The 19,652-nt window shown below is 40.4% G+C and carries 13 protein-coding genes; 4 read left to right on the forward strand and 9 right to left on the reverse strand.

The features are described from left to right. Positions 1 to 63: 63 nt before the first annotated feature. A complete protein-coding gene (locus OCI93_RS13260; RefSeq protein WP_261593497.1) occupies positions 64 to 951 on the forward strand; it encodes an NAD(P)-dependent oxidoreductase in 888 nt (295 codons plus the stop codon). Positions 952 to 1,126: 175 nt separating this feature from the next. Here the strand turns inward: OCI93_RS13260 and sbcB are convergent, their stop codons facing one another. Beyond that, positions 1,127 to 2,593: an exodeoxyribonuclease I gene (gene sbcB, locus OCI93_RS13265; protein ID WP_261626587.1), complete on the reverse strand. Its 1,467-nt coding sequence runs from the start codon at positions 2,591 to 2,593 to the stop codon at positions 1,127 to 1,129. A gap of 435 nt (positions 2,594 to 3,028) precedes the next feature. Next, positions 3,029 to 7,270, reverse strand: a complete 4,242-nt coding sequence (locus OCI93_RS13270) for a S8 family peptidase (protein WP_261626588.1) — start codon at positions 7,268 to 7,270, stop codon at positions 3,029 to 3,031. 191 nt (positions 7,271 to 7,461) lie between these two features. Here OCI93_RS13270 and OCI93_RS13275 point away from each other — a divergent pair, with 191 nt between their 5' ends. Both OCI93_RS13275 and OCI93_RS13280 read left to right on the forward strand, forming a co-directional pair. Beyond that, entirely contained in the window at positions 7,462 to 7,836 is a 375-nt protein-coding gene (locus OCI93_RS13275) for a rhodanese-like domain-containing protein (RefSeq protein ID WP_261593500.1), read from the forward strand. Between the two features lie 186 nt (positions 7,837 to 8,022). After that, positions 8,023 to 8,190, forward strand: coding sequence for a hypothetical protein (locus OCI93_RS13280; RefSeq protein ID WP_261593501.1), 168 nt, complete (start codon positions 8,023 to 8,025; stop codon positions 8,188 to 8,190). 260 nt (positions 8,191 to 8,450) lie between these two features. Here OCI93_RS13280 and OCI93_RS13285 read toward each other — a convergent pair whose 3' ends face one another. From OCI93_RS13285 to OCI93_RS13310, 6 genes are read right to left on the reverse strand one after another with little or no spacing between them, the layout of a single operon-like run. After that, positions 8,451 to 8,699 (reverse strand): outer membrane protein assembly factor BamE, encoded by a 249-nt coding sequence (locus tag OCI93_RS13285; protein WP_261593502.1) that lies wholly within the window; start codon positions 8,697 to 8,699, stop codon positions 8,451 to 8,453. A gap of 13 nt (positions 8,700 to 8,712) precedes the next feature. Beyond that, positions 8,713 to 9,552 (reverse strand): peptidoglycan binding protein CsiV, encoded by an 840-nt coding sequence (locus OCI93_RS13290; protein WP_261626589.1) that lies wholly within the window; start codon positions 9,550 to 9,552, stop codon positions 8,713 to 8,715. Beyond that, positions 9,549 to 13,037 (reverse strand): transcription-repair coupling factor, encoded by a 3,489-nt coding sequence (gene mfd / locus OCI93_RS13295; protein WP_261626590.1) that lies wholly within the window; start codon positions 13,035 to 13,037, stop codon positions 9,549 to 9,551. Before mfd ends, OCI93_RS13290 begins: the two co-directional genes overlap by 4 nt. A 22-nt stretch (positions 13,038 to 13,059) precedes the next feature. Further along, the gene (locus OCI93_RS13300) at positions 13,060 to 13,950 is read right to left on the reverse strand and encodes a carbon-nitrogen hydrolase (RefSeq protein WP_261593506.1); all 891 of its coding nucleotides are present in this window, start codon (positions 13,948 to 13,950) and stop codon (positions 13,060 to 13,062) included. An 8-nt stretch (positions 13,951 to 13,958) separates the two neighbouring features. Beyond that, a complete protein-coding gene (locus tag OCI93_RS13305) occupies positions 13,959 to 14,996 on the reverse strand; it encodes an agmatine deiminase family protein (protein WP_261593508.1) in 1,038 nt (345 codons plus the stop codon). Between the two features lie 54 nt (positions 14,997 to 15,050). Then, on the reverse strand, positions 15,051 to 15,647 hold the full coding sequence (locus OCI93_RS13310) for a PilZ domain-containing protein (protein ID WP_261593510.1): 597 nt from the start codon (positions 15,645 to 15,647) through the stop codon (positions 15,051 to 15,053). Positions 15,648 to 15,826: 179 nt separating this feature from the next. Here OCI93_RS13310 and OCI93_RS13315 point away from each other — a divergent pair, with 179 nt between their 5' ends. Next, a complete protein-coding gene (locus OCI93_RS13315) occupies positions 15,827 to 16,435 on the forward strand; it encodes a GNAT family N-acetyltransferase (protein WP_261626591.1) in 609 nt (202 codons plus the stop codon). 41 nt (positions 16,436 to 16,476) lie between these two features. On the opposite strand, the gene OCI93_RS13320 is transcribed toward OCI93_RS13315, so the two are convergent. After that, positions 16,477 to 19,650 carry an efflux RND transporter permease subunit gene (locus OCI93_RS13320; protein ID WP_261626592.1) on the reverse strand — a complete coding sequence of 1,058 codons (3,174 nt, stop codon included), beginning with the start codon at positions 19,648 to 19,650 and terminating at the stop codon, positions 16,477 to 16,479. Positions 19,651 to 19,652 lie beyond the last annotated feature (2 nt).

The following is a 19,652-nucleotide window of genomic DNA, read 5'->3' on the forward strand; positions in this document are numbered from 1 at the left end:
CCTGTATGAGTTAGGTATAAAAACTCCATTATCGATACCATAACAACGAAATAGGACAGAATTATGTCAATGAGAATTGCGTTCATTGGATTAGGTGTGATGGGCTTCCCCATGGCTGGCCACTTAGCCAATGCAGGTCACCAAGTAACGGTATACAACCGCACTGATACTAAAGCCCAAGCTTGGGCTGAAAAACATAAAGGACAGTGGGCTAAAACCCCTGCATTAGCATCGAACAACGCCGATATAGTGTTTATGTGTGTTGGTAATGACGATGATTTACGTTCTGTTGTATATGGTAATTCTGGGGTGTTAGAGGGCATGGCCGAGGGGGCAATACTGGTCGACCATACGACAACGTCTGCAAAAGTGGCAGTTGAGGTAGCACAAAAAGCGAGTGAAAAAAATGTAACGTTTTTAGATGCACCCGTGTCAGGTGGCCAAGCAGGTGCAGAAAATGGCGTATTAACTGTCATGGTAGGTGGCGAGCAAGCCGTGTTTGATATTGTAGAACCTGTTATGTCGGCTTACAGCAAATTTTCTCAATTATTAGGTAAAGTAGGTAGCGGGCAAACTTGTAAAATGGTGAATCAAATTTGTATTGCGGGTGTAGTACAAGGCTTAGCTGAAGGGCTTCATTTTGCTAAACAAGCTGGCTTAGACGGTGAAAAAGTGATTGAGACTATTTCTAAAGGCGCGGCAGGTTCTTGGCAAATGGAAAATCGTTACAAGACCATGTTAGCTGGAGAGTATGAGTTTGGCTTTGCAGTGGAGTGGATGCGTAAAGATTTAGGCATTGCTCTTGATGAAGCACGTAATAATGGTGCATCGCTACCATTGACGGCTATGGTCGATCAATACTACGCGGATGTGCAAGCACTTGGTGGTGGGCGCTTTGATACATCAAGTCTATTGGCGAGGCTTGATGCTATTCATGATAAAAAATCGTGAGTTAAAACGCCAAACTGATGCATAAAGTCAATTGCTTAGGAGATACTCAGCTTTGTTAAAATAACTAAACGTTGCTTGTTTAAGTGTTTGTTATTCTTAACTCGCTTAAGAATTTCATTACACTTAAACCTGCGACATTGAGTGTCTAGACGCTTTTTATTAAGTTTACAGTTGTCTATAAGCTTTGTGCGTAATGGTAAAGCGCTTTTAAAATACTTAGATTTTTCTCGTTTCCATCATTTTCATGTACTAAGTTCTCGAGTGTTAGCATAAAATCCTCAGCGCTAATTGATGGGTTATCCTCACCATGCATTAGCTTGTTTTGACAATATTTTCGCCAGCTATCTAGCTCTTGAGGATTGAGTGTTCCCGGCCAATTGCGAGCTCGATAACGAAATAGCATAGTCGTAAACTTAGCATCGTCAAAAGTTAGATTTAGTGTGCTAAGTGCTTGGGGTTGCGCATCGCGAATAATGGCGAACTTAGCTTTATCGGCTTTACTGGTAAAACCGTTGTATAGTTGATAGTCAGGGTTAGTGTTTTCGGCAAAGTTACCTTGCTCATTAAATACTTGCGCTACTTTATCGCGTAATTCTGGGTGTGCTTTAAGTACTTTGAGGTGCTCTAAACATTGTGATCTATCTATACCTAGTCTTGCTGCATTTTCAGGTAGCAAGGTTTTGGCGGGGGCTAAAATAGGGCACTTGTTTACATGTACCAGTTTTAACCCTGCTGGCAATTCACCTTCGGCTAAATCACTGTGTTTGGTATATAATCGTTCCCGCAATTGCTCAACCGATAAATCTAGCAGTACTTGTGGGTTATGCGTTAAATTAAAACATACAACGGCATTTTTATTAACAGGATGAAAGCTCATAGGCGCAATCCAGGTTGTACAACCTTGAGTAGCAGGAATGCGTGACGATGTGTGGACTAATGGCTGCATATTATAAACATCCACCATCTCTAATAGTGCTTTTTTGTGCCGCAAGCCGAAAAAGAATTGAAATAATTTAGGTTGCTTTTCTTTAATCAACTTAGCCAGTGCAATAGTTGCAGTTACATCACTGAGCGCATCGTGTGCAGCACCATGCTCAATACCATTAGCCACTGTTAAATGTTCCAGTCTAAAGCTTGGGGTGCCATCTTCTTTTAACGGCCATTCAATACCTTCTGGGCGAAGCGCATAACAGGCTCGTACTAAATCGATTATATCCCAGCGGCTGTTACCGTTCTTCCACTCGCGCTCGTATGGGTCATAAAAGTTTCGATAAAAACTATAACGGGTTACTTCGTCGTCAAAGCGAATACTGTTGTAGCCCGCTACACAGGTATCTGGATGACTAAACTCTGCATGGATTTTGGCCAAAAACTCAGCTTCAATTAACCCATGTTTTTGTGCATGCTGTGGGGTGATCCCGGTGATCAAACACGCTTCAGGGTGAGGTAAATAGTCTGGTGCGGGTTTACAGTATTCAATCAGCGGCTCGCCAATAATGTTTAAGTCTAAGTCTGTACGAATACCTGCGAACTGGCTTGGACGGTCTTTTTGTGGTGAAGCCCCCCAAGTTTCATAATCGTGCCAAAAGATAGTTGTGGTAATATTGTTATAGTTTTTTGTATTTTGCTGGGTTTTATTCATATAAAAATCAATGCTCTGCTATCTTTTTTTATGGCTATAGATAAATTACTAAATAACTGGCTCTTATAGCTTAGTGTGTATAGTTGTGTATATAAAAAATCAATGAGTGTACAGGCGAAAAGCGACAAAGATTAAGCCATATTCACAGCATTTTAGTATAAGCACATTATCACATAGTGATGGGTTTTGGGTAAAACGGAATTCGTTATTTAACGACTATTGTAAGACTGTATATATACACCAAGCATTGTGTTTTTTCCGACATGTCGCAATATCCGGTCGTTTTTAATGCAACTGGTATACTTTCATGTCCATATAAGCCCCTAGAATAAGCAAGGCCTTAAATACAGCTACCCGACAGCAAAACTTTTGTATGATTTAGAAGCTTTTTGTTATCGAGGCTACACGCTATAGCTCAATTTATTATGTAACTGCTCATGCAGCTTTTTTAAATCGTCTCAAGATAAACAAGTATGCAAGTACAAGTTGTAAGAAATATAAACTGCCACCACTTGATGTTTTCGATTCTGAAATGCTGCCGTCATCTATTTTAGCCTTACTAATGTTCACTTTTTGCGACCATCGAGTAGGGTCTAATGGAAAATCATCGTTATCATCTAAGTATCCATCATTATCATCATCGTTGTCTTGATTGTTACCAATGCCATCGGAGTCAGTGTCTAGCCATTCATTACTATCCAATGGGAACGAATCAAGGTGGTCTAAATGACTATCGTTATCATCATCTGTGTCTGTATTGTTGCCTAATCCATCTTTGTCAGTATCGAACCATTCTGTTGCGTTAAAAGGAAATACATCGTCTACATCAAGATAGCCATCGTTGTCATCATCAAGATCTGAATTATCGCCAATTCCATCTAAATCACTATCAAGCCACTCATTTGCATTAAGAGGGAATACATCGTCTACATCAAGATAGCCATCGTTGTCATCATCAAGATCTGAATTATCGCCAATTCTATCTAAATCATTATCAAGCCACTCATTTGCATTAAGAGGGAATACATCGTCTACATCAAGGTAACCATCATTGTCATCATCAACATCGATATTATTACCAAGGCTATCAGAGTCGGTATCTAACCATTCAGTGGCATCAAAAGGGAAGTCATCGTGGGTATCTAAATATCCATCGTTATCGTCATCGGTATCGCTATTGTCTCCGACACCATCGTGATCAAAGTCGTACCATTCTAAAGCATTGTTTGGGAATTCATCTCTTAAATCTACAAAGCCATCACCATCACTGTCTAAAGTGCTATATCTAAAAAGACTCCAACTTCCAGCTCGAAATTCATCAACATTATTCACGCCATTATTATTACTATCTGTTTCTGCATCATGTGCGTCATAAGGGTTCAATCCATTGATGTATTCATAGCCATTACTCATACCATCATTATCACTGTCTCTGTCTTGTGCATCGTTAATTCCGTCGTGGTCAGAATCCAAGACTAACAACTCATTTAAAGTACCACCGGATACGACTGCATCACTGAGCAAAATTGATTTCCTTAAGAGGTTATCTGCAAACTTTATCCGTAAACTAGAAAGCGATACGGTATCTGTAGGCGGTAATTTAATCTGCATTTTTATCGTTTGATCTAATTCATTGCTGCTGATGACTACTTGTTCTGTTTGTAGAGGTTGCCAAGAAGCGTTTTGAGATAGCTCTGCTGTGACGACGATGTTTCCGAGTGATGATGCAATGTTCTTAACAATATAGGTTAATTCAACGCTATCTTTATGTTCATTGGCTTCTTGGACTTGGTAGTCAATATGTTCGATATGAAACTGGATACCGTTTGCCTGAGAATTGAGCTGATGCTGCGTTGTTACGACAGGGGCACTTACGCCAGCTAGATAGTTATCAGCAAGGGTAATAAATTGAGTCGTCTCGCAGTTTTTCGCTTTATTTTTGGCTGTTGTAAAACCAAGTATACGGTTGTCTATAAAAGACAGGTTCTTGTTGCGTTTTGCGATAATTATGTTGTCACAAACGAGTATTGAGTCATTAATATAGTGTGTAAAAAGGATGCCATTGTTATCTGTGAGTTCATCATAAAACCTTAAGTCGGTGTTGAAGCCAACTTGAGCGCTGTCTGCAAAAACACCTTGCCAATTGATATCTATATTTTGACTAAGGTTATTTTCACCTTGGCGCGCAATACCCTTGTTAGCAAAGTGGAATGGGGTTGTTGCGATATACCGATTGGCGGATGATTGCTCATGTACTTCAAATTTATAATAACTGGCATGCTGACTTTGTGCGCTATTACCATGAATATTTACGGTAAAATCACTGTTAAAGCTCGCGGCTTTATTCATAGTTAAAGAGTCATAGGCGCGGCCTGAGGTTTCAAAGCCAGATACATTGGTATCAAACACCTGGGTATTGTGAGTAAAGTTGATGTGGTTATACAAATACCAATTGTGTGCTTTTTGCTCTTTTGCAAAAATGTTAAACACGGTGTTGCTTTGTTCGCCGTTAAGAGATATTAACTGAGGCTTATTTAAGCCTTTTATGCTATTTGACCAGGCATATAAATGATAGTCATCGTTTGTGCTTTGCTTATCGCCAAACATCATGGCGTAGCTAAATGTATCTTCCTCAGGAACATTGGAAACAAACACGGGCTTTTTCACAAAAGCGTCATTAAGAGATTGCTTGAAAAACTTTGTCCAGCGGCGCATTTGCTGATAGTTCACAACCTCAAAAAATACCCCAAAGCCCTCTAAATCTTCTAAATTTCTGGCTTGACCTTGATGATCAAGCCATTCATTCACTTGAACTTTATGTACCGCATCTGATACTAAGAGCAGCAATTCATCTTGTTGTGAAATTTTTAGCGTTTTCACAATAATAGCGTGCTTGTCTGCTAAGTCGTACCAAGCGTGTAGAGTATAGATACCCGGTCTTAACAGATACTCAGTTTGATATGCGTATTTATGGGTGTAAGAGCCATTACCATCATGCTCATAAAGCCAACTTTCTTTAATTTGGTCATTTGAATTAACGCTATATTGAATAGCATCCAGTACTAAAATAGGAACATGAAAGTCATCGCTAAGTACTAAAGAAAATTGATGTAAGAAGTTATTCGCATATGTCAATGAGTTGTTTAACTCGGCTTTTATGCTAAATGTATGAGCCTTGCCTGGTGCAATAGTTACCGAGGACGACCCTTCAACATACACACTCACATCATCACTTGCCTTGTCATGTTCAATCTTTGGCGCTAAAGTAACTGGTTGTTTTGATATATTGGTAATTGTAATTGTTTGTGATTGTTGCCATTGTTCTAAATTTCTATCTAATTTACCAAGCATAATCTGTGACTTGGACGCTACCAATTTACTTTTGAGGGCACTTGATATGTCTAATCGGCCATTACCTTCTAAAGTAAATGGAGAGTAAATAGAGCGTGCACTATTAACCACTAATGACTTAAGTTGTGCGGGTTGCATTGTGGGGTACTGCTCTTTTAATAAAGCAACTAAGCCTGCAACATGTGGTGCCGCCATTGATGTACCAGACATGCGTATGCGACCCGTTTTTACTGCAAGTGAATTTATCAGGTCACCCTGAGCGACGAGGTCGGGTTTTTGAAAGTCTGAGGAAACCACGGGACCTTGTGAGCTAAAACTAGAAATATCATAGCTTGCATTTGTCGATGGCCCATGTGAGCCTACCGTAATCGCAAGTTGCGCATTTGCTGGACTGCCAATGGTTTGTGGACCTTGTTTGCCAAGGTTTCCTGCTGCTACCACCACCGTGATGCCTTGCTTAACAATGTTGTTTACCGCAATAGTGACTGGGTCATCGATACTACCTGGGCCACTTAAGCTCATGTTAATCACATCAGCAGCATCGTCGGTTGCAGGGTTGCCATCTGGGTCCAGTGCATGCTCTAACGCTTGCAGTATAGCGCTAACAGGACAGGTTTTATTACAGACTTTGTAAGCCAGTAGCTGCGCATCGGGTGCAATACCTTGCATTTGGCCATTGGCTGCAATAACGCCTGCTACATGGGTACCATGGCCGTTACTATCAATTGGGTCTGTATTTGCATCAAGAAAATTGTATCCGCCTTTAACTTTACAGTTTTTGCCAAAGCAGCCGCCTAAATCAGGGTGGGTGTAGTCAATTCCAGAATCAAGGACGGCCACAGTAATACCTTTACCGGTATATTTTTGAAGCATTCTACCTGCGGTCGTTACGGTGGTGTTCGTTATCTGTGTGTTTATCGGGGGTAATGTTTTATTTTCAACAAGGTGCACCTTTTTGACAACAGCAAGGCGTTTTAGCGTGTCTATTTGTGAATGTGTAGCTGAAAGTGCAAAACCATTAAAGACTTTATAATATTTAGAGCGGATTTTTAGCGTTGGGTAATTTTGAGCTAAAATATCCATGAACTGCTTTTGAGGATTTACAATCCGTTGTTTTGCTTGATGCGTTTCACTATTGTTTAATGACTTTAACAGCCTATCATTGGCATAGAGTGCAGGTTCATTTAATTGCACAATTATCTCAAAGGTACTTTGTTGAGTTACTGATGTTTTTTTTACATGCGTATCTGCATAGGTATTTAAACTCAGTATCATTACAATGAAGTAGATAAATCTAGGTCTGATTTTAGGGATATTTGATGCCATTAATGTTATTTCTGCAATGCTGCTTGTCGTCAAAAGCTCGACATCATACACATGTATGGTGCTTTTACTTATCCTGCTGCAGGGATTTTTGTTAAGAATTGTAAATTTCATAACTGCACTATGAGTAAAAAGCGTTTACATTTAATATGTTGCTCAAGATTAAGTTGAAATTTAAATGTAGGGAGATAACGATGTTATTAAGGTATTTATTAGCTTTATTACTTATTTTCACATTCAAAGTGAGTGCTCAACAGACGATTACGCAACAGCAATTGTTGAGCAATCAAATGTCAAAGCATCCGTATACGATCATAGATGTTCGCAGTGCAGAAGAGTTTGCGACAGGGCACTTAAAAGGTGCAATTAATATTCCCTTTAATGCAATTGAACAGCATACAGTTTTACTTAACAAGGTAAAAAGCGACCAACTTGTTGTTTATTGCCGTTCAGGCCGCAGAGCAGGTATTTTTATAGATGCATTACAAGGAAAAGGGTTTAACTTGCTGCATCTAGAAGGAGACATGAACGGTTGGCTAGGTGCTAAATTGCCAGTATTAAAAAATTAGATAGTACTGACATTCTCATTTTCAGGAGGAGTGCATATATCTTACTCGGTGCTTTACTTTATAGAATATTAAAATTAAATGAAGATTTAATTTTAATAAAAAACTCTTGAAATTGAAATTTAAATTTAATATGGTTGATATTGCCTTTAGGAAATAAAGGTTTTTAATAGATGATAAGGAAAAAAAATGAAACTAAAATTACAAAAGAAAAGCATTAAAAAGTTATCTGAAAACAAAACTATTTCTCACAAACTAACGCCAGCAGTTGGTGGAGCTGGAGGCCGTTTGAGTAGAGATTGGGCATTTACTTGTGGCTGGGGTGACCGCGAAGATACATGTATTCAGCCTTTTTAAATAGTATTATTAGCGCTTTTTAAAAGCGCTTTATAAATTTAAAGCAATATTTTTTATATTGCGATTAATATAGTATCCTGTGACTTCTTTACATTAAATCGCTTTTATTTTAAAAGATCAAAACCACGTCGTCCCAAAAATACTATTACCGAATTTATAATTTAATTGATTGATTTTAGTGGCAGTTAATGGTGGATTTTTAATATATTACAGCGCGAGTGAACAAACCCAAAAAGTTAACTTTTCAGGTTTATTAAATACTATTTTAAGCCTTTTTGTGTGTATAAGGTAACCTTCTCGGATACTAATGTCACTTTGATATGCTGGTCTTCATTGCCCCAGATACAGTTAGTATGTAGAGTCTTTTCTTCACAATTATCTGCAGAACCTAAAATTGCTTCAATTTCCGTTTTATCCATCCCGACAGTTACTTTATTGTAGTTTTCAATATTGACTTTTGAGCAGCCAACAAGTGTTAATATTGCCGCAGTAACTAATAGCTTTTTCATGATTTCCTCGTTCCTAGTGTTGATATTTTCTAATTTGAAAGATAATTCCAAGCTTTGGATGATCTAAATAGTGTATGTCTCCGCTGTATACACGTGTAAACTGAGACATTCTTGCTTTTTCAATTGCACCATCTTCTAATTGATAACGAATATCAATATTACTTGTTACATATAAGTAATGTCGCACATGGATCTTTAGTAATCCTTCGAGTTGCCAATTATCTTTGCCACCCTCTTTGTGTAACTCAAATGATGGATTTAAGAGTCCTGAATATCCATCGTGCTGCACTGTATCGACAAGTTTATAACTAACTGGAGATTTAAAGCGCTTTCCCCCATAGATTTTGATAAAAGGGGCACGTCGTTGACTTTGCTCTGGAAATCGCCATCCCGTATGTAAAATCGGTTTTTGCCCCTTGCGTTGCAGCTTTTTTAAAATATTTGAAAATTGTAATTGTTGCTCTGACAATAGATAAATGTTGTCCATATGTTCTTGTGATTGTGCATAGGGCGAAATTGGTAACGTTTCATAGCGAGAGATGTAATCGTAGCTATCAGGACAGCTCCAAGAATATGAGCCATCTAGCTTATCTATTAGCGCACGAGGGTCAAAATCGGAGTCGCCTTCAAGGCAGCGCTGTTGTCCTTGCGCGTTGAATCCGCTTGTGAGTAAATCGCGTTGATTTTTACCTTCAATATCAGGGTGAACCAATGTAAAGTCCTCACGTAACATTGACGCAGGTTGTTGCTCAAATGCAATCATTTCCACCTCAAACCAACGCACGGCATGTGCTGAAAATGGTTGTGTAACTAGCAGCAAGGTGAACGCTGATTTTAGTATTAAGTGCTTCATGCAACAGCCTTTTTCTGAAAGTCCTCTATCATAGCATCAATGAGCTTTAAGCGCTCTTTGGCATTTTTTTCTTCAATGGCAAAGCGCAGCTTATTGGCACCTTCCATCTTGTATACGCGAGGATTGCTTTGTATCAAACCGATGATGAATGCTGGGTTAACTTTTGTTGTTTCATTGAACTCAAAGTAACCCCCTTTAATATTTGCCTCAATTTTACTGACACCTAAGTCATTGGCTTTTATTTTCAAAAGCTGTACTTGAAATAGGTTTTTAGCTGCATCAGGCAGTAAACCAAATCGGTCAATTAACTCCACTTGAAGTTCATCTAATTCATCAGCACTTTTTGCACTAGCAATACGTTTGTACATGCTAAGACGCATATTGACATCAGGAATATAGTCATCAGGAAGCAGTGCAGGAATTTTAAGTTCAACATCAGTATGTTGTTGTAAAAGATTATCAAGCGTTGGCTCTTTGCCATCTTTGAGTGCTTGTACGGCCTGATCGAGCATCTCCATGTATAAATTAAAACCTACCGATTGAATTTGACCACTTTGGTCATCCCCAAGTAGCTCACCAGCTCCGCGTATCTCTAAATCATGGGTTGCTAAGGCAAAACCGGCGCCCAAGTCTTCTAATGATTCTATTGCTTGCAGGCGCTTAACTGCGTCCTTAGTCAAGGTTTGCGTACTTTTGGTAAGCAAATAAGCATAAGCTTGGTGATGGCTGCGCCCAACACGACCACGTAATTGGTGCATTTGTGCAAGCCCTAACCGGTCTGCTCTATCCATGATAATCGTATTTGCAGTAGGTATATCAATGCCAGTTTCGATAATAGTAGTACATACTAATACGTTATGCTTTTGATGATAGAAATCACTCATCAAGTGCTCAAGTTCTCGCTCTCGCATTTGTCCATGAGCAACCGCAACGCTTGCTTCTGGTACTAATTGTGCAATATCTGCGGCTGTTCTATCAATTGTCTCCACATTATTGTGCAAAAAATAAACTTGCCCACCGCGCTTGATCTCTCGTAAAATTGCTTCGCGGATGAGTTCATCATTACGCTCTTTCACAAAGGTTTTTATTGCTAGACGTTTTGCAGGTGGTGTGGCGATGATAGATAAGTCACGCATGCCGCTCATCGCCATATTCAATGTACGTGGGATAGGGGTTGCAGTGAGCGTTAGTATATCTACATCGGCTCTTAGCTGTTTGATTTTTTCTTTTTGACGCACGCCAAAACGGTGCTCTTCATCTACTATTAGTAAGCCTAAATCACTAAACTTGATGTTTTCTTGGATCAGTTTGTGAGTGCCAATTACAATATCAATTTGACCAGTTGCTAGTTTATCTAGTGTCTCTTTTTGTTGTTTTGAACTATTAAAACGCGATAGTACGCCTACTTCAACGGGTAAGTCGGCAAAGCGGTCTTTAAAGTTCTCAAAATGCTGTTGCGCTAATAAAGTAGTAGGCACCAATACAGCAACTTGTTTATTATCATTTATAGCAGCAAATGCGCCACGCATGGCTACTTCAGTTTTCCCAAAACCAACATCACCACACACTAACCTATCCATTGCTTGGTTTGACTGCATATCAGCTAAAACAGCTTCTATGGCGTTGCGTTGGTCATCGGTCTCTTCAAATGGAAAGCTCGTCGCAAAGTCGCGGTACATTGCGCCATCCAATTTAAATGCAAAACCAGGTTTGCTTTGACGCTTGGCATAAATATCAAGCAGCTCAGCAGCCACATCCCTGACTTTTTCAGCCGCTCTGCGCTTGGCTTTTTCCCATACATCGGATCCAAGCTTGTGTAATGGTGCTGATGCTTCTTCACCACCAGAGTAACGGCTGAGCATATGCAATGCCGATACTGGCACATATAATTTAGCTTCACTGGCATAGGTAATGGTGACGAACTCAGTTGCAACACCTGCGGCATCAATCGTCTGTAAGCCTATGTAGCGGCCAACACCATGATCAAGGTGAACAATCGGCTGACCTTCTTTTAATTCGGCTAAATTGCGAATGAGCGCATCTTGGCCTTGCTCGTATTTATGTTTACGACGTCGACGCTGCGATACTTTAATCCCTAAGAGCTCTTGCTCTGTAATGATACTCAAAGCTGGCTTGTCTAACTTTGATGAGCCTGCCAAACATACGCTTTGCTCAAGTGGACTTACAATCAGGCCGACATCTGCTTTACTGCTGATAAATTTTGAAAAGTTGTCAAACTCTTTAAGCTTTAGTCCGCTGGGTTTTAGCAAGGTGATTAGCGACTCACGTCGACCATCTGATTCAACACTAAATATAACGCGTGATTGTTGTTTTTTTTGCGCTGCAATATAGTCCAATACTGCGCTATAAGGCTGTGACTGTTTATGGTCAATACGAATATCTGTAAGTTCATTTGCGGCCAAATTTGTATGGCCAGCTTTCGTGCCTAACTTGGCTTGGCTGAGCTTGATACGTGCATATCGGTTAAAGTTACTGAATAGTTCATCAATAGGCTGATACAATTTAACTGGTTTCAGTAATGGCCTAAGTGGGTCGACTCGACGATTTTCATATCGCTTTTCTACATCCTGCCAAAAAATATTGGCCGAATGCTCAATATCGCCTAGGTGCATGAACGTTGCATTATCAGGTAAATAATCAAAGATGGTAGCAAGTTGCTCGTAAAACAGTGGTAGGTAATATTCTATCCCTGCAGGCCAATGACCTTTGGTTACTTGCATGTAAATCGAATCTTGTTCAGCACTTGCGCCAAAGACTTCACGATAAGCAACTCGAAAACGTTCAATATCAGCTTCGTTAGTTGGAAATTCATGTGCAGGGAGTAAATCAATGTCATCGACTTTGTCACTAGAGCGTTGAGTTTCGATATCAAATAATCGGATGCTATCTAACTCATCATCAAAAAAATCAAAGCGATATGGGTGTGGGCTACCCATGGGGAATAAATCTACAATTGAGCCGCGAACCGCAAATTCGCCATGCTCCATGACTTGCTGCACGTGACGGTAGCCAGATTCACTCAATGATAATTTGAGTTGCTGTGCATCAATGATATCGCCTACTTTATATTTAAGTGCATTACCGTAAATAAAAGCGGGTGGGGCAGTACGAAGCATCAAAGTAGCAACTGGTACAATTAATACGCTGTCGCTTTGTCTTTTCAGTGCATTTAAAGATGCTAGGCGTTGAGAAATAATATCTTGATGTGGTGAAAAGTGATCATAGGGCAGAGTTTCCCAATCAGGAAATACCATCACTGGGCGCTCTGGTAATAAATACTCAAGCTCTGTTTCTAAGCGCAGGGCCGAAGGTGTATCTGGGGTAACAATAACAACCAATTCATGGTGTTGTGCAATACCAGAGCTTAGCGCCACACTTAAGCCGCTGCCACTGAGTTGACCCCAATGGATTTTATCGTTTGGGCTTTTTACCCAAGGTAGTTCGCTCCAATGCGCAGAGGCCATTGAACACTCCTATTTGTGGTTATTAGTCTCTATAGATCTTACAAAGATCGTCATAATGATCGATGCGACGATCCCGCAGGTATGGCCAAATTCGACGCACTGACTCACTGCGTGCTTGGTTGATTTCAACGACGAGAGTTTGCTCTTGGTTTTCGCTCGCATGAATGAGCATTTCTCCTTGGGGGCCTGCTGCAAAAGAGTTGCCCCAAAATTGAATACCGTCACTTTGGCCGCTTGGGTCTAGCTCATAGCCAACACGATTGACGCTAATGACTGGTACGCCGTTGGCTACAGCGTGCGCTCTTTGGGAAATAATCCAAGCATCACGCTGGCGTATTTGTTCATCTTTATCATCACGAGGGTCCCAACCGATTGCTGTTGGATAGATAAGTAATTCTGCACCTGCCATAGCCATTAACCTTGCAGCTTCTGGAAACCATTGATCCCAGCATACCAATACACCTAATTTTCCTACTGATGTTTCAATAGGGGTGAAGCCAAGGTCGCCCGGTGTGAAGTAAAACTTCTCATAAAATCCAGGATCGTCTGGAATGTGCATTTTCCGGTACTTTCCTGCGATAGTACCATCTCGTTCAATAACAACAGCTGTGTTGTGATATAAGCCAGTGGCACGTTTTTCAAATAATGACGTAATAATTACAATATCGAGCTCTTTTGCTAACGCGCCATAAAAGTCTGTACTGGTGCCTGGTATGCTTTCAGCTAAGTCAAACAGTGCAGTGTCTTCAGTTTGGCAAAAATATAGGCTGCGGTGTAGCTCTTGTAATACGACTAAGGTTGCACCTTGGTTTGCTGCATCGCGAATACCTTGTTCAGTTTTTGTTGCATTATTTGCCACGTTACTAGTATTAGCATGCTGTACTAAGCCAACTTTGAGTATGTGTGATTTCATGGGTGGTCCTATTTCAAAAAGCCACGCGGTAGTTGCATTGTGATACAGTGCAGACTACCAAATTGGTGAATAATGGGCAGGCAATCAATACCAATAATGGTGTGTTCTGGGTAGGCACTTTGTATTTGAGATAAGGCAAATGCATCATGACTATCGTTATAAAGGGGCACCAAAACTGTGTTATTGATTATTAAATAATTTGCATAAGTAGCTGGCAAACGTTCACCTTCGTCATTGAATACCGATTTAGGCCAAGGCAGCGCAACTAGTTTATAAGCATCACCATCAGTTGTCTTATAAGATCGCAACTGTTTTTCCATCGCAGCAAGCGCGGTAAAATGTTCGTCATTTTGGTCGTCGCACTTGACGTATACAAGTGTATTGTGTGGCGCGAATCTAACGAGTGTATCTATGTGACTGTCTGTATCGTCGCCAGCCAAGTAGCCATGATCAACCCATAAAAAACTTTGCGCTCCAAGCTCTTTTTCTAGTAATGACTCAATACTTTGCTTATCGTAGTTAGGGTTACGATTAGGATTAAGTAAACATTCAGAAGTCGTTAGTAATACACCATGTTCGTTTATTTCAACACCACCACCTTCAAGCACAAAATCAAACGACTGATATTGATTAGTGCAATGGGCTGTGTGCTTGACTAATGCCTTGTTAATCGCATTATCAAAATTTGCTGCAAACTTATTGCCCCAACCGTTAAAGGTAAAGTCCTTAATGCAAAGTTCGCCTTGTTCATTTGCACATGTTAAAGGACCATGATCTCGAGCCCAAGTATCATTACATGGAGCAACGACAAATATGATCTTTGAAAGTTCAACACCTGCATTAGATAATAGTTGTGAGACATGCGCTTTTAGCGTCTCATCATGTGCAACGATAACTACAAGTTGCATTTGGCTAATATGCTGGCAAAGCGTGACATAAACCGGCTCCACCTCTGCTAATATGTCAACCCAGTCAGTTTTTTTATGTGGCCAAGTCAGCATTACTGCGTCTTGTGGTGCCCATTCAGGTAAAAGTCTAAAGGTCATGATCAAACATTAATTTATGAACAAGGTGATAGTTTATCACTGTGTTGTAAGGTGTCAGCTATTTTGTTCTTCATCTGGTTCTGATTGGCGTTTTTTTAACTGCCTAGTTTGAGCATGGAGGCTGGCACGCACGACAAGTTCTCGATCTTCTTCTCTTATCTTTGTAAACGCGAGCGTATGTTGAAATTGCTCATCTGATAACGCTTTAACATCAATCACTTCACTGTAACAATAAATTGCGGCAGCTTCTTGGCGCAAAAACAACTTGGTACGAAACGCAGTGCCTTTAGGGTGCACTAGATTATCGCTAAAGCGAATACCGCCACCGCCATATGAGTCACAAAAAATATTGTCTTCATCAGGTTGTTCTGTTGCTAATATATGACTCATCATGAGATCAATTTTACGCGACTGTGCTTGTAAAAATGACGCAAGCTCCGATGCTAAGTCTCCCATATTCCTAAGTGGACTGAGCATGCTGTGATCCAGTTCTTTCATTTCTGTAGCGAGTTTGAATAGGGCTGGTATTTTTAATTCTAGTTCAGCCACACTTTTAGGTACTTCCTCATTGCTTACTTCTTTTAGATTGACTTGATTTATGTCGTCAATTTGAAAGTATTGCTCAAAATTGTCTTGAAGTTGCTTACTCATAGCATGACCAATGTAGTGTTTTATTTAATATTAACGGCTTAGCATGCAAAACGCCATAGACGCCACACGGTGTGAAAATAAAGAATGTGTTAAAACGAATAATAATTTGTACAAATAAAGCATTGTAATAATAATGTATTAAGTTGTTACTTAATAATTAACTAAAAGTGGGGTTTTATATGGAAATAATCGACAAGGATGCAAAATCGCTGACAGTGGCCTTATCTTTGCCAAGCAACTTTACAATAAGAAACGCAGTTTTATCAGATGCACAAGCAATGGCAGGTGTGACTTTTGAAAGTTGGCAAACTGCTTTTAGTGAATTTCTTCCACAGGAAGTATTAGAAAAGGGGACATTAGACTTTTTTGAAAATATCTGGCATGCGATGTTAGCTAAGCCAAAAAAACATAGTGCAGTCTTGCTATGCGATGGGAGCAAAATTATTGCATGCGGCACAGCTGGGGCATATCGAAATTTGCATAACCCAGTTAGCCGTAAGGTATGTAAATTAAATGCGGCAGAATTATATCGAGGATATGTGCTACCAAGCTATCAAAATAAGGGAATAGGGCAAGCACTATTAAAGGCGCGTTTGCTTAAGTTGCACGAACAAGGGTATCACAAAGCATATACATGGATTTATGCAAAAAACATCCGAGCTTGTATGTTTTACGAAAAATATGGCGCTGTTAATTTGGACCGTGCGCTTGGCTTAACAATGAACAAATATCCTTTTGATGAAGTTTGTTATGGCATTGAAGTAGAAAGTGTTTTTAATTTTACCTAGCAATATAAGATGAGACGGCCAGCGGCCGCCTCTTAAAACCCTTAGACTAAACCTTCATTAGTATCGACATGCTCTTTTTTATGTTGCAGTGCTATTTCATCAGCTAACTCTTTACAAGAGCGCTTTTCGGTTAGTTGGCGGTTTGTTAACCAGAAAAAGAATAACGGTACAAAAAATACCGCTAAAAAAGTTGCAGCCATCATGCCACCCATAACACCAGTACCAACACTATGGCGCGCTCCAGCGCCAGCTCCTGAACTAATCACAAGAGGTACAACCCCTAAAATAAACGCAAGTGAGGTCATGATTATTGGTCTAAACCTTAATCTGGCAGCTTCAAGTGCAGCTGCACTTGCACTCCAACCTTGTTGATGTTTCATCAGCGCATACTCGACGATTAAAATTGCATTTTTACTGGCAAGTCCCAACAGCGTAACCAAGCCTATCTGAAAGTAAACATCATTCGTCAGTCCTGCTATCCAGATTGATATGAGTGCGCCAAATGTACCAAAAGGCAGTGCCAGTAATACTGATAAAGGTAGTGACCAACGTTCATACAATGCGGCTAAAATCAAAAATACCATAATAACCGCCAAACCCAGTGCAAGGCCTGTAGTGCCAGAGCTTTGTTTTTCTTGAAAGGCAGAACCGGTCCAATCATAACTCATATCAGGAGGCAGCACTTTACGTGCAATACGTTCCATTTCAGCGATAGCTTGACCAGAGCTATAGCCCGGCGCGGGTTCACCAAGCAGTTTTACAGCTGATAGGTTGTTATAACGCTCTAAAGTTTCAGGGCCGCGACTATACTCAATGTCAGTGAAAGCGGAAATAGGTACCATGTCACCTTGATTATTTTTAACATAAATTCTCCCTACATCTTCTGGGGTCATTCTAAATTCGGCTTCTGCAGAAAGTAGCACCTGCCAAGCGCGACCAAATTTGTTAAAATCATTCACATAATAAGTGCCTAAATTGGCACCAAGGGCATTAAATGCACTATTAATATTTACACCCATTGCTCTTGCTTGCTCTCTATCCATATGCACTTTCAACTGAGGAGCATCCGGTCGCCACAGTGTTTGTAAGCTGGCAAGTACAGGGCTTTTTTGTGCTTCTGCCATCAGTAATTGCATACCTTGCTTTAATTTTTCGCTACCGCCTGCGCCTTTATTTTGCAGATAAACTTCGAAGCCACCGGTGTTACCTAGCCCAAAAATAGCGGGTGGATTGAAAGCTAGCACCAGTGCCTCATTGATATGAGCCGTTTTCATATACAATTCACCAACTAGAGATTTGGTGTCCACGTCGCGTTCATCCCAGTGTTTTTGTGTCACAAACATTGTAGCTGCACTGTTTTTATAGCCATTGCCTATAAAGTCAAAACCTGTAAAAGCGATTACGTTTTCGTTTGCGGGATTAGATTGCACGGCTTCGATCACTTCATCAACAACTTTTGCAGTGCGCTCAAGTGATGAACCATCAGGTAAAAATATGGCAGAAATATAGAACCCTTGATCTTCATCTGGAACGAGTGAACTAGGTGTGTTTTTCCACATTACACCTGTAACACTGACCATAGTGCCAACCAGCACCAAGCCTAATAAACCACGTCTAATCATAAAGCTAACTGAGCTCACGTAACGGGCTGTGATCTTGGCAAACAATGTATTAAACCATACAAAAAAACCAGCAGCTTGCTTGTGCTCATGCTTTAAAATCATCACGCATAATGCGGGAGTCATAGTCAATGCAACAACACCTGATAAACTAACAGAAATAGAAATCGTGATAGCGAACTGCCTAAACAACTCACCTGTTAATCCACCTAAAAAGGCGATGGGTACAAACACGGAGCAAAGTACCAGTACAATGGCCACAACTGGACCACTAACTTCTTGCATTGCTTGAATAGCTGCTTCGCGTGCACTGACGTGCTTTTCATGCATGATACGTTCGACATTTTCAAGCACAACAATAGCGTCGTCAACTACAATACCAATGGATAACACCATGCCAAATAGAGTTAAAGTATTAATTGAATACCCGAGCATATACATGCCAGCAAAAGTACCGAGCAAGGATACTGGTACAGCCAGCGTAGGAATAAGCGTTGCTCGCCAATTTTGTAAAAATAAGTAGACGACGAGAAAGACAAGAACCATAGCTTCGCCAAGCGTGATAAGCACCTCTCGGATTGATACTTCTACAAAACGGGTTGTGTCATAAGCGGTAAGGTGGGATAAGCCCAAAGGAAATTGTGACTTAAGTTGTTCAATCGTGTCTTTTACTTGTTCAGCAACGTCTAACGCATTAGCACCAGGTTGCAAAAATATACCAAGTAAAACAGCTTGTTTGCCATTAACAGTACCGGCAAAGTTATAATCTTTGGAACCCAATTCTACGCGTGCTACATCTTTCAATCTTAAGTTTGAGCCATCTGGATTGACGCGAATTAATATATCCTCAAACTCATCAACTGTTGATAAACGGCCTTGAGCCGTTACGCTGTAAACTAATTCTTGTGCATGTTCTGCCGTAGGCGTCGCACCAATTTGACCTGCAGCATATTGGGAGTTTTGTTCTCTAATTGCAGCAGATACTTCTTCAACCGTTACACCTAGTTGGCTCATAATATCCGGGCGCAGCCAGACACGCATTGCGTAGTCTTTTGCCCCAAAGATTTGTACGTTTGTAGTACCTGGGATCCGTTTTATTCTATCGAGTACATTCATCGTGACATAGTTGGATGTCCATAAACTGGTTCGGGAGTCGTCAGGTGAATAAAAAGCATGTACTTGTAAAAAGCTTGAAGAGCCTTTTGCAACAACCACTCCTTGTCGGCGTGTTTCTTCAGGTAAACGGGCTTCAACTTGTTTAACCCTGTTATTGACATTGACTGCTGCTTGGTCCACGTCAGTGCCAATTTCAAAGGTGACCGCTATCGTTGTAACCCCTGAGTTAGTACTTGTTGAACTCATATACATCATGCCTTCAACACCGGTAATTGCATTCTCAATGGGGGCGGCAACAGTTTGTTCTAGAACCTCAGCTGACGCACCAGGGTATACCGCAGTAACTTGGACGACAGGTGGGGCTATTTCAGGGTATTGTGCAATGGGAAGGCTGCGCATTGCCGCAAGGCCTGCGAGTACAATAACAATTGATATGACAAATGCAAAAATAGGCCTGTCGATAAAAAAGCGTGAAAACATAT

This window comes from Pseudoalteromonas holothuriae, assembly GCF_945859825.1.
GTDB classification, from domain to species: domain Bacteria; phylum Pseudomonadota; class Gammaproteobacteria; order Enterobacterales; family Alteromonadaceae; genus Pseudoalteromonas; species Pseudoalteromonas holothuriae.